At 62.1% G+C, this 12,132-nt stretch carries 7 protein-coding genes and 3 tRNA genes; 3 read left to right on the top strand and 7 right to left on the bottom strand.

Translation table 11 applies throughout. From position 1 onward, the window contains the following. Positions 1–45 precede the first annotated feature (45 nt). Positions 46–405 carry a phasin family protein gene (locus DAUD_RS11535; RefSeq protein ID WP_049752568.1) on the bottom strand — a complete coding sequence of 120 codons (360 nt, stop codon included), beginning with the start codon at positions 403–405 and terminating at the stop codon, positions 46–48. A 247-nt stretch (positions 406–652) separates the two neighbouring features. Between DAUD_RS11535 and DAUD_RS04385 the strand changes: the two genes are divergently transcribed. Beyond that, positions 653–730, top strand: a tRNA-Pro gene (locus tag DAUD_RS04385). 107 nt (positions 731–837) lie between these two features. Here the strand turns inward: DAUD_RS04385 and DAUD_RS04380 are convergent. Beyond that, positions 838–1,218 (bottom strand): hypothetical protein, encoded by a 381-nt coding sequence (locus DAUD_RS04380; protein ID WP_012301966.1) that lies wholly within the window; start codon positions 1,216–1,218, stop codon positions 838–840. A gap of 173 nt (positions 1,219–1,391) precedes the next feature. Further along, positions 1,392–3,455, bottom strand: coding sequence for a 4-alpha-glucanotransferase (malQ, locus tag DAUD_RS04375; protein WP_012301965.1), 2,064 nt, complete (start codon positions 3,453–3,455; stop codon positions 1,392–1,394). Positions 3,456–3,887: 432 nt separating this feature from the next. Here malQ and DAUD_RS04370 point away from each other — a divergent pair. Further along, a tRNA-Tyr gene (locus DAUD_RS04370) sits at positions 3,888–3,972 on the top strand. An 8-nt stretch (positions 3,973–3,980) separates the two neighbouring features. Beyond that, a tRNA-Lys gene (locus tag DAUD_RS04365) sits at positions 3,981–4,057 on the top strand. A 377-nt stretch (positions 4,058–4,434) separates the two neighbouring features. Here DAUD_RS04365 and DAUD_RS04360 read toward each other — a convergent pair. The 4 genes from DAUD_RS04360 to DAUD_RS04345 all read right to left on the bottom strand — a co-directional run bounded on the left by DAUD_RS04360 (position 4,435) and on the right by DAUD_RS04345 (position 11,837). After that, the gene (locus DAUD_RS04360; RefSeq protein ID WP_012301964.1) at positions 4,435–6,726 is read right to left on the bottom strand and encodes a glycosyltransferase family 4 protein; all 2,292 of its coding nucleotides are present in this window, start codon (positions 6,724–6,726) and stop codon (positions 4,435–4,437) included. Positions 6,727–6,829: 103 nt separating this feature from the next. Next, the gene (locus tag DAUD_RS04355; protein WP_012301963.1) at positions 6,830–8,299 is read right to left on the bottom strand and encodes a glycoside hydrolase family 130 protein; all 1,470 of its coding nucleotides are present in this window, start codon (positions 8,297–8,299) and stop codon (positions 6,830–6,832) included. Between the two features lie 32 nt (positions 8,300–8,331). Then, entirely contained in the window at positions 8,332–10,743 is a 2,412-nt protein-coding gene (locus tag DAUD_RS13240) for a sugar phosphate nucleotidyltransferase (protein WP_278183785.1), read from the bottom strand. 26 nt (positions 10,744–10,769) lie between these two features. After that, positions 10,770–11,837 (bottom strand): glycosyltransferase family 4 protein, encoded by a 1,068-nt coding sequence (locus tag DAUD_RS04345; protein WP_012301961.1) that lies wholly within the window; start codon positions 11,835–11,837, stop codon positions 10,770–10,772. Positions 11,838–12,132 lie beyond the last annotated feature (295 nt).

Genomic DNA, 12,132 nt, shown 5'->3' with positions numbered 1-12,132 from the left:
TGATACAATACTATACTCGGAGGATGACCCTCAATATGCCGGTTTTTAGGTGGGCTGGTTGTTTTCCAGCCGGGCTTGTTGCTCCGGCTCGTCCGTGACGGCCGCCGGCAGGTTCAGGTGTTCCTCGATGCGCTTCAGGCGCGCTTCGACCCTGGCGAAATCACGCTTGCTCAGCACTCCCATGTCCTCGCGCAGCTTCATCATCTCGCCCCGGATCGCCTTTTTCATGGCCTGCCGTTCCTGTTCCCCCCGGCGCACGAGTTCGCTCACGAAAGACTTGGCCTCCGCCTGGTTCACATCCCCCTTCTCGGTCAACTCCTTGACCAACTGTTCCGCCCGGTCCCTGGTCAGTGACAGCGCCCCGATACCCATCAGCATCATTTTCCGCATAGTGGTGGTCAACACTAACGCACACCCCCCTTGCCAGCTTGTTCTGTACTTAAAGTATACCACAACAGCGGCAAATCAAGTCAGGGTCAACCGGAATGAAATGCCAGGAAAATTCCTCGGGAAAGCATTGAACGGTGAAAACAGGGGTATGCATCAGTGTTGGGAGGCTGGGAGGCCAACAGCAACGGGAGGCCGTGATTCTTGCTACCGCGATTTCGACGTGCTATAATTAAAGGCACTGTTCACGAAGTTTGGATGGTCACGGGATGTGGCGCAGCTTGGTCAGCGCGCCTGCCTTGGGAGCAGGAGGCCGGGAGTTCAAATCTCCCCATCCCGACCAATAGGATCAAGGGCGCGGGTTCGGCTGAAATCGCTGAACCCGCTTTTTGACGTCAGGCAACGCGCAAGCCAAGCCCTTAGGGCAGGGGAAGACAAAGAGTTCCCCGGTCAGCCGCCGGATTTTTGATTGAAACGCCAGCGCTCCTGGAAGAACCGCGAGCCCAGTTTTTCCACCCGCGGAAACTCAGCGGCCAGTGCCTGCACGTAAGCCGGTTCCGTCGTTTTCAGCATCCCCGTGATATGACGGGTCAGTCGCTCGTGGCTGTCCAAGAACCGGTCAAAAGACCGGTGCAACTTTTCAAAATGGGGAGGCGGCTGCAAGGGGTCAAACTCAACCCGTATCGCCTGAACCTCCTGAACATACTGCTCGTACTCGGCCATCTGCGCGGTCAGCCCTTTTCCCATCACCTCGCGCAGGTAATCGACCAAAGGGATCAGGCGGGCCACAAGCTTGTCCAGGCGTTCCGAATAGCTTACGTGCGGTGCCAATCAACCACTTCCATTCTGCGGTCGCATTCGGCTGGGTGATCACCGGCCATATGATTCGGCACCTGGACCGCTGTTTCCTTGTCTCCCGGCCAGTTTGAGCAGGATGGGTCCGATCTGAACAGCTCCCTTACAGACGAACCCCGGTCCGGGGCCCCGGTCAGCGCGGCTACCCCCTACTTCCGCAGCGCATTGATCTCCCCGAGTATCTCCAGGATCCCGGGTTCCCGGCTGAACTCCTCAAACGAGTACCGCGCCTTGCGCCGCCAGTTGCCGCGTTCCACGCCCGTGCCGGGCACATTCTGGGGCCTCTTCTCCAGCCAGAGGTCCTCCAGGTTAACCAGGAGAATCCGGGCCCGGCTTGCCGCCAGGTTGGCCAGACAGGCCTGCAGCACCGCCCCCGGTTCGTCCGGGGGGACCACGAGCCAGCCCTGGTGGTGCAGGGAAAGGCACAGGGCCACCTGCTCCACGTTCTCCTTCTGGAACCAGTCACCGGCGAAAGGCGGCATGTCGTGCGTGTTCAAAGCGGCCAGGGAGTCCGCCGGCACGGCGTTAAACCGGCGGCGGGACTCCGGGGTGTGTTCGAAAGGCAGCACGTACATCCGCTGCACCCGGTGTCGGGCCATCGCTTTACGCACATAGCCGGGCACCACCCCCAGATCCTCGCCGACGATCAGCGTCCGGTACCGGTGTGATTCCAAGGCCAGGACGGCGTAGAACTCCCGGGCGCGGTAGCGCACGTAGACCCCGTTTTGGGCACCCAGGCCCCGGGGCACCCAGAAGAGCCGGTGCAGCCCCATCACGTGGTCGATCCGCAAGACGCCGGCGTGCCTCAGGTGGTGGCGCAGGCTCGCGATGTAGTAATGGTAACCCTGCTCCCGGATCCGCTCGGGATGCAGGGGCGGAAAACCCCATTCCTGACCCTCGGTGAAGAACGCGTCGGGTGGTGCCCCGCCGCTCGCGTCCAGGGCGAAAGCGTCCCGCTCCCGCCAGGTGTCATACCCGCCGCCGTGTACCCCCAACGGCAAATCCAGGTACAACCCGGACCCCGGCTTTCGGGTCCGCGCCGAAAGGGCCTCGAACTGCTCGTGCGCCAGCCACTGCACGTACAGGTGGTAGCGCTCCGCCTCCGGGTCGTAGTCCCCCTCCCGGAGGGCGCTGTCCCGCATCCGTTCGGGCCAGGCCGGCCAGCCGGCGCGCTGCCGCTCCGCCACGGCCCGGAACCGGGCGTAATCCCTTACTGCGGGGTGCGCCTTCACCCAGCGCCACAGGGCAACCTGCCGGTCTGACCCCCCGCTGAAGCAGCAGCGCGCCAGGAGTTCGAACACCCGGCGCCTCGCCGCCATCCCGCGGCGGTAATCCACCAGCGGTGCGGCCCGCAGGTCTTCGATCTCCTCCCGGAAGACCGGAGACTCGATCAGCTCCCGGGCAGCCGGGCAGCTTTCCAATTCCGGAATCCGGCCGACGTCCAGGTAGAACTCGTTCCAAAAAAGGCGGCTCACGGGGGCATACGGACTCGGGTCGAAGGGTTCATCCAGAAAAGCGGGCAGGAGCGGCAAAGTACCAACCAGGCTACCTCCCGACGCCCGCACCCAGCCCAGAAGATCCTCCAGGGCCCCCAGGTCGCCGGCGCCCCACGTCCGCTCCGAATGGAGCGCGTACAGCGGGAGAAAAACCCCCCAGGTCCGGCCCGTCACCCCGTCCGGCGGAAGATAAGCTTCGCGCGGGGCGACGATGACCAAGGTTTCCCAAACCCCAGTCGGAAGGACCAGCGTCAACCGGTGGTAGCCCCATGGCAGCCCCGGGGGCAGGACAAACTGCCTGATCACGTAGTCAACACCAGCCACCGCCGCGTTCTTCAATATCCGCAGACGGTCCAGGTCGCCGGACCAGTGCCGCACCTCCCCGCCCTCCAGTTCCAGACGCCAGTGGAACGGCCCCGCCGACCCCCGGACGGGCAAGCGTAGATGCATCTGAATGTGTTCCCCGGTCCACCCGACTACCACCGGTTCGCAGCAGCGCCGCCAAACGGCCTGCCGGCGTTCCCGCATGGCATCGCGCAAGTCGGGGAACCCGTTTACCGGCGCCCCCAGCGCCGCGAGCACCGCCAACAGTGCTTCCGGCCGCGCCTCTTCATACCGGCCCGTAACACCGTGGTACCCGGTCTGAACGCCGTGCAGCGCCGCCAACCGGCGGAGCAGGCGGACTTCGTGGTGACGGTTTTCTCCGTCAGCCGTCAATTGCAGCAACTCCTATACTGCCGGCGCACCCTGGACCATGCCGCGTGCCCGAACCGGCCCGTGGCAGGGGCAGACCGGATATGATCAGCAACCCGGGGCACCTTCGGGTCTCTTCCTGGATCGACCGAGTTGTCAGGAATGGTTGGCGCCGAAGGCCTGCCGGTAATCTTAGTCTGCGATCCTTAATTGTCGATTATCCGTTCAAGAGCGGGTACTACAAGGCCTTCGGCGGCGGCCTATGCCTAAGCGCGCACACCGGATTCCGCCGGCGGCGCGTGTTTGTCCGTGGCCCTCGCGAACGGCGAGGTTTTCCAGGACCGCCTTTTCAGTCATAATATCACAAGCCGGGAGCGCCGTGGTCCCGCGTGGTCTCGTATTTATTGACACTCCATAACCGGCGTGCTACAATAAGATTTGTCGACAGACATATATGGAGGGATACCCGAGTGGCCAAAGGGGGCGGACTGTAAATCCGCTGGCGACGCCTTCGGAGGTTCGAATCCTCCTCCCTCCACCATACACCGTGGGCCATTAGCTCAATTGGCTAGAGCAGGCGACTCTTAATCGTCAGGTTCGGGGTTCGAGTCCCTGATGGCCCACCAAAACCCGCGAATAGAAGCGTTTCCGGAAAACCGGGACGCTTTTTGTATACGGGTATCTACCCCAAAAACTTGTGTCAAGCTAAAAGCCGGCACAATCTATCAAATCATCCTCCTGTCTTCTATCTCGCCACTTCACGACAGACACTTTCGCCATCATGACGGTAACCGCCGTAAGTCTCGATCTTTTGCGGAGCCCCGGGGGCAGGAAGTTGGGAGGTCACGTTCCGGAGCCGCAGATCCTTATCGTGCTACACAATTACTGTTACTGTGGTGCACAACCCGGGCGCTACAGGAATATATTGCCAGCACAACTGAATATCTCCTTCCCTGGGTAGAAGCCGCGCCGGACCGCCCTCGGTGCGGCTTCGCCGTGAAATTCACTCCACAAGCTGGTTATGGTTGATTCCGTTCTCCTCCATCGGCACTTGCTGCCCGACCACCTCGAACATGGTCAGCAAGGATATCAGCCAGGCTAGGGTGGACTCGGCGCCCTGATTGGCGTTCACCCCCTGGGGGGTGAGTCCGTCGTAGCAGCCACCGGTGGTGAAATCATACAGAGGAAGGTTCAGATCGTTGAAACCGAGAAACCAGTTCAGGCACCGCCGCGCCTCCTTGACCCACCGGAAGTCGCCGGTGCCGCGAAAGGCCTCGATGCAGGCCTCCACCAGCGCCATGGCGTCCAACGGTTGCTGGTCGAAGTTGGACCGGTAACCGTCACGGGTCAACCAACCGGCGTTGCCGATCAGGCAAAGGTGACCGGTTTCGGCCGTCTGCTGTTCCAGCAGCCACTCCAGCGCGCGGAGCCCGGTCTTGAAGACGTCCGGATCAGGAAGCCGGCGGCCGGCAAGCAAGAGGGCGTGCGGCAGCTTGGCATTGTCGTAGGTCACCACGTCCTCGCACCAGAACCAGCCCGCATCCGCATTTTGTTTGAACGCGCGGTGCAGCCTGTCCACCAGGAGATCACGCAGCCGGCGCGCTTCCGCGTCTCCGGCGTAGGCTTCCAAATAGGAATGGAGGCCCACCAGTGCAAAGGCCCACGCTCGGGGTGAAGTGAAGGGTTCGATCATTGCCAGGCCCTCGTTGAACAGCCGGGTCGCCAGTGAACGGATTGCCTCGTTGGGCCCGTCCCGAACCACCACCCCCAGGCTCCACAGGGCACGGCCGTGGGCGTCCTCGCTCCCGGCCGCCTCCAGCCAGTGCCGATCGTAGGACATGAAGTTCCGAAAACGCCCGTTCTCGCGATTGAAGGCGTGAAACAAAAAGGCAAGGTACTTCTGGATCAGTGGGATCACTTTCTTGTTCTGGAACTGCGCATAGCACATGGTAGTGGCCAGCAGGGCCCGGGCCTGGTCATCGGTACAGTAACCGTGTTCCCGGTTGGGAATGGTATAAGCGCAGTGCTGCAGGACCCCCGTATCGTCGGTGATCAGTTGTAGGTGCCGCAGGTTCAAAATGGGGAGCTGCTCCACCATTCGCGTCGGGTAGTCGGCGTGGGCAGCCCTCGGCCTGCTCATCGGCTTGTCCAGCACACGGACGAAGAGGTCCACGTAACGTCGCGCCACTTCCTTCCACACCATTCGGCGGCCGAACTGGTAGGCGCGTTTGCGCATAGCGTTCCGTTCTGGCTCGTTATCCAGGACGTCTATGATCGCGTGGGCCATGGCGTTCACGTCGCCGAAGGGCACCAACCGGCCCCGCCCCTTGTCGAGCAACTCCTTGGCGTGCCAGTACGGGGTGGAAATCACCGCTTTACCGGCGCCCACGGCGTAGGAAAGGGTGCCGGAGGTGATCTGGGAGGGTGACAGGTAGGGCGTAATAAAAACGTCGGCGGCCCCGATATAGCGGCAAAGCTCGTCCTGGTCGGCGTATTTGTTGTCAAAGCGCACGTGGGACTCAAGCCCCAGACGGTTGACCAACTGGTGCAGGCCGTGGCGGTAGGCGTCACCGGTATTCTTGATCACGTGCGGGTGGGTCGCCCCCAGGATGATGTAAACCAGGTTGGGGTGCCGCTTCAGCACTTCCGGCAGGGCCTGGATCACCAACTCGAAGCCCTTGCCGGGATGCAGCAACCCGAAGGATAGAAGCACCGTGCGGTTTTCGATGCCGAGAGTATCCTTGTAGAAACTGGGATCAACGAAGGCGAAATCCGGGATGCCATGCGGGATGCAAGTGATTTTGTCATCGGAGATGCCGTACACGTTCCGCAGTATCTCGCGGCCCTTGTTGGTCATAACCACCAGTTGTTCCGAATGCTCGGCCAACTCCAGCAAGATCGACCCTTGCTGTTCTGAAGGTTCGGTGAGAACGGTGTGCAGGGTGGTCACCACCGGCATGCGCAGGTTCCGGACCAGGTGGAGCACGTGACAGCCGTTCCGGCCGCCGAAGATCCCGTACTCGTGCTGTACGACAGCGATGTCCACCTGGTTCACGTTCAGGTATTCGGCAGCCCGCAGGTAGTCCGGTAGGCTGGATTGCCGGATTTGGAATTTCACCCTCTTGGGGTAAGGATACCCCTTGTCCGTGTCGTCCATGGCCACGACGGCCACCGGACAGTTCGCCAGCTCGGCCTCCAACGCATCGCTCAGGTTGTGCGTGAAGGTGGCGATCCCGCATTTCCGAGGCACGTAAGTCCCGATCATGGCTACCGAGTTCAGCCTGTCCTTTTTCACTTTGTTCACCTCCGAGATAAAATGGACAAAGTTTCAAGGTCGGGCATACGTTCTGTCCCTCTTCACCTTGTTCGCCTCCGAGGTCTCCCGCCCTACGCCCGGACTATGTCAGGCTTTTCAGCAACATGTCCAGCGGCACCGTGGCGATCCCGGACGCCCAGTCGGACATGGCGTAGGCGATGATCAGCTCGTCGTGGTGCACCACCGCTCCGCAGGTGTAGACCACATTCGGCACGTAGCCTTCGCGTTCATATTCGTTCGGGCTCAAAATCGGCTCCGTCGCGCGCCCGATCAGCTTGGAGGGGTCGTCCAGATCCAAAAGATCAGCCCCCAGGCAGTATTTGCGCATCGGCCCCACTCCGTGGGTTAATACCAACCATCCCGCCTGCGTCTCGATCGGGGATCCCCCGTTGCCGATCTGGATAAACTCCCAGGGGCTGACCGGCCCACGGATGAGTTCGTCTTCGTCCCAGGAGTACAGGGAATCCGAAAAGGCGATGTAGTTGCACTCGTTGTCGCGCCGGCAGAGCATCGCGTACCGGCCGTTGATGCGGCGCGGGAAAAGCGCCATCCCCTTGTTCTGGGCGGCCTTACCTGTCAGGGTGACCGACTTGAAATTGAGGAAGTCCTTGGTTTCCAGAAGCTTCGAGACAATGGCAAACCCGTTGTAACCGGTATAGGTGGCGTAGTAGGTCACTTCGCCGTCGTCGTCGACGAAGCGCACCAGGCGCGCGTCTTCAATCCCCCGGCATTCGTTCTCCACCACCGGGAAGATGACCCGGCCCGAAATGCGGGTGCCGAGCGGGAACCGGACCCGGTAGCAGGACTGCTGCAGCCACTGCAGCACATCGCGCATCTCGGCACGGATGCGTTTCGGCAGGGTACGTTCCGTTTCGAACCGAGACTCCAGCGCCTCCATTTCCCCCAGGGTGAACTCTTCAGGCAATTCGTCAACGAGCTTTTCGACCGCTTTGCTGAAGGCCCCCCTCTGGATGAGCCGCGCCCGCAGAAGACTCCTGTTGAAGGTTTCGCACGGCAGCACCTCCGGGGTTTCCAGGAAGGGGCTGATCGGGCGGGCCTTGATCTCGTAATCTCTGGTAATCACGCAACTTCTAAACTCCAGTGAGGAGATGTGCCCCTCCCCCACGCAACGGTAGGTCATCAGGTAGCGGGCCTCGCCCTCCCGCAGGCCGCTCTGGTCCGGGTGCAGCACGATGGACGGGTTGAGCACCCCCGCGGACTGGATCGAGTACTCGCTGGTGAAGTACGCGCCCAGCAGCAACTGCCGGGCTTCGGAAAGCGGCTCGCCCTCCGGGATGAACCGGGCGACGGCCCGGTAGTTATCCATCAGCACGGCCTGGAAACGCCGGTGCCGGTGGGCGAACTCGTCGATCACCTGCTCCAGTAAAACGGTCACCTGCTCCTCAGAGAGGGTCAGCACACGGTCTATGATCCGGCGTACCCGGTCTTCGTTGCCCGGGATGAAGAGCTTGGTGATCACCCGCGAAGAATCGGCCTGCCTGATTTCGGCCCTCCGGGTGGCCACCACGCAGAGTGCGCCTCGCTGCGCCATTGTTTCTACCGCCTTTTCCAAAATGATTGCCGTTAACCTTGGCCGTCCATTTCCGCCAGTATCTCCGCAGTTTTTTGCCTCAAGAGTGCCTCATCACCGCGCGTCTCCACGTTCAGCCGGACCACGGGTTCGGTGTTCGACAGGCGCAGATTGAAACGCCAACGCTCAAACTCCAGGCTGATCCCGTCGGTTTCGTCCACGTTGAGCGCTTCGGGCTCATATCTAGCCCGCACCCGGGCGAGTACCGCGGCAGGGTCGGCCACCGACCGGTTGATTTCTCCGCTGATGGGGAAAAGCCGCATCCGCTCGCCCACCAACTCCGAAAGCGGCTTCCCGGTCCGGCTCATGATCTCCAGCACCAAAAGCCAGGGGATCATGCCGCTGTCGCAGTAGGCGAAATCACGGAAGTAGTGGTGGGCCGACATCTCGCCGCCGTAAACGGCGTCTTCGGCGCGCATGCGCTCCTTGATGAACGCGTGCCCGGTCTTGTTCAGCACGGGTATCCCGCCCGCCTGGCGTACTATTTCTATTGTATTCCAGGTCAGCCGGGGATCGTGAATGATCTTCGCCCCAGGATGAAGCGCCAGTTGGTGCCCCGCCAGGAGACCGACAATGTAGTAGCCCTCGACGAAGGCTCCTTTCTCGTCGAAGAGGAAGCACCGGTCAAAGTCACCGTCCCAGGCGATGCCGATGTCCGCCCCCTCCCGCAGGACCGCTTCCGAAGTCACCCGGCGGTTCTCCGGCAGCAGCGGGTTTGGCACGCCGTTGGGGAAAGTGCCGTCCGGTTCGAAGAAGTACTTGCTGAACCGGAAGGGCAAGTGCTTTTCCAGCGCGTCGATCACCAGCCCGGCCCCCCCGTTGCCGGCGTTGCACACCACCTTGTACGGTTTCAGGATGGACACGTCCACGTACCGCAGAAGGTGGGCCACGTAGCGGTCCATAATCTCCACCCGGGTCACCCGGCCCGGCGGACGCGCACGCTTCGGGAGCCTGGCCGCCAGGTCGCCGCCCGCCAGCAGCGCCTCCATCTCCCGCAGTCCGGAATCGCCGCTCACCGGCCGGGCTTCCTTCCGGACCAGTTTCATGCCGTTGTAGTCCACCGGATTGTGACTGGCGGTGACCATGATTCCGCCGTCGACCCCCAGGTCAAAGGTCGCGAAGTAAACCTGCTCGGTGCCGCAAAGGCCGATATCTAGCACGTCCACTCCGCTGTCGGTCAAGCCCCTGATCAGCGCCCGGCTCAAAGGCGGGCTCGAATGGCGCACATCACGGCCCACCACCACCCGGGCCGGCCGGAACAGCGCCGTATAGGCCTGTCCAACGGCGTAGGCAATGTCCTCGTTCAAATCGTCCGGAACCCGGCCCCTGATGTCGTACGCCTTGAAGCATACCGTACGTTTCTTGGGTTCAGCCAACTCCTTCAACTCCTCGGCCCGTTGCCTGGGTACGACCAGGGTCTGTTTGCCGGCCCGCACCACAATCAGGTCCCGTACCCCGATCAGGCTGACGGTTTCTTCGGGATCTTCGCAGAAGACGATGTTGGACCCTGCCTTCAGCGACCGCACCCGGCCCCGGCAGGCGTTGTTGGACGTGTCCTTTTCCAGGAAGGGTTCCAGGGCCGTCCACCCGCCGACGTCACTCCAAGAGAAGGTGGCCGCCACGGCCCGCACGTTTTCCGCTTTTTCCATCACCCCGTAATCGATGGACACCGCGGGCAGCAACGGGAACAGGCGCCGCAGCCCGGTGGTCCAGTCATCAGAACCGTCGAGGGCGGCCAAGGGTTCGAGCACCCCCAGGTGCCCGGGCAGGTGTTTTCGCACCGCCTCCAGGATGGTGTCTGCCGTCCAGACGAAGATCCCGCTATTCCAGAAGAACCGGCCGCTGTCCACGTAGGCGCGGGCCGTTTCGGCGTCCGGCTTTTCCTTGAACCGCAGCAGCCGGTAGTGCACCACGCCGCCGTCGTCGAGCACCTTTTCTCCGCGCTCCAGATAGCCGTAGCCGGTGGCCGGGTGGGTCGGCGGGATGCCGAAAGCGTACAGGGCTTTTTCCCGCCGGGCGGCTTCCAGAGCCGACGCCAGCACCCGCTGGAACTCCTCCACCGGTTGGATCACGTGGTCGGCAGGCAGCACGATCATTGCCGGGTCGCCGAAGCGCCGGCGGCATAAAAGGGCGGCCAGGGTCACAGCGCCGGCCGTATCCCGCCGGGCCGGTTCACCGATGATGTTCGCCTCCGGAATCTCGGGAAGCTGCGCGCGCACCAGGTAGGTGAATCGCTCGTTGGTGAGCACCAGGGTATGCTCCGGCGCCACGAACGCCGCCAGGCGGTCGCGGGTCTGCTGCAGGAGCGAACGCTCACCGAACAACTGCAGGAACTGCTTGGGCCGGTCCTCCGTGCTCAACGGCCAGAACCGGGTGCCTACCCCCCCGGCCATGATTACTGCCACGGGGAACCACCTTCGCTCCGAAGCCGTCATCTGTGCACCCCCTTACAGCCTTTTTGTTCCACGCCGATTTTCCACACCTCCAGCCCGCCTTGGACCACCTGTTCGTATACACGGAGGTAATCGTCCACCATCCGGTCCGCAGTGAAGCGCCGCTCGACCTCCCGGCGGCAGCGCGCCCGGTCGATTAATTGAACCTTCTCCACCGCCGCCGCGGCCTCCTCTACACTGGAAACCAAAAATCCAGTCTCTCCCTCGTTGATTAACTCGGGCATACTGCCCCGGTTGAAGGCGACAACCGGGGTGCCGCAGGCCAGGGCCTCCACCACGGAAAGCCCGAAAGGTTCGGCGAAGTTGATTGGGTGCAGCAGGGCAAACGCCCCGCCCAGGAGCCGGTCCCGCTCTTTCGGCCCGACACTGCCCACGTAAGTCACGCGCGCGCCGTCTAAGTGGGGTTCCACTTCCCGCTCGTAATACTCCCGGTCCTGGATGATCCCGGCGATCACGAGGCGCCGTCCTGTCCGCCGCGCGATTTCGACGGCCTCGCGCGTGCCCTTGTCCGGGTGAATCCGCCCAAAAAACAGGAGGTAGTCCCCGGCCCGGTCCCGGAAAGTAAACTCGCGCACGTCGATCCCATGGTGCACGGTGGCGATGTAGTCTAACTCCGGGGACCGGTCCGCCCAGCTGATGGAAACATAATGGACCCTCCGGTTGTATTTTTTGTATACGGGCATGATGGCCGGCGACGAGAAGCCGTGGATGGTGGTGATCACCGGGGTTGTTACCAGGCCGCTGTAACTCAGCGGCAAAAAATCGAAATGGTTGTGAATCAGGTCAAAGTCGGCGGCCGCTTCGAAGACTTCGGCAATGTGGAGGCATTCCCAGACCTTCGGGTCAACCGTCGGGTCCTCTTCGTAACCTGCATTGCAGACCGCCCGCAACCGGCCGCCGGTCCGGGAATCGGCCGTGGCGAACAGGGTCACGTCGACGCCCCGGGCCACCAGCCCCTCGGTCAGAAGCGAAACCACTCTCTCCCAGGGGCCGTAATGACGCGGCGGCGTTCTCCAGGCGATCGGTGACAGCATGGCGACGCGCATGATCGACCTCCCCAAAATCCACCGGAAGCCACTCGCCGGTGACCGCACTCAATCCCGGTATGTTACGATTGTATCATACTCGGCGGATGAAGAAAATATCCCACATTATACCGCTTCCTGGAAGCCGGACGACGCCCGGCACCGGATGCCGCTAACTTTAGAAGCCAGAATTCAGAATCTAGAATCCACTCATTGTCCGGCCTTGGACCAAGTATTCTGCTTACCATATTTGCACACAGATGTTTGCAGCGTAGGGTCAAATCGCTCCACTTACTTCTGAATTCTGAATTCTTGA

Origin of the sequence: Candidatus Desulforudis audaxviator MP104C, assembly GCF_000018425.1 — a bacterium.
In the GTDB taxonomy this organism is placed as follows: Bacteria; Bacillota; Desulfotomaculia; order Desulfotomaculales; family Desulforudaceae; genus Desulforudis; species Desulforudis audaxviator.
The sequence above is the reverse complement of the archived record's forward strand: the minus strand, read 5'-3'. Positions and strand labels throughout refer to the sequence as shown.

Bases quoted from the DNA above. Each gene is read 5' to 3' on its own strand.
- DAUD_RS04355 (WP_012301963.1), bottom strand. From the start codon at position 8,299: ATGGCGCAGCGAGGCGCACTCTGCGTGGTGGCCACCCGGAGGGCCGAA.
- DAUD_RS04345 (WP_012301961.1), bottom strand. From the start codon at position 11,837: ATGCGCGTCGCCATGCTGTCACCGATCGCCTGGAGAACGCCGCCGCGT.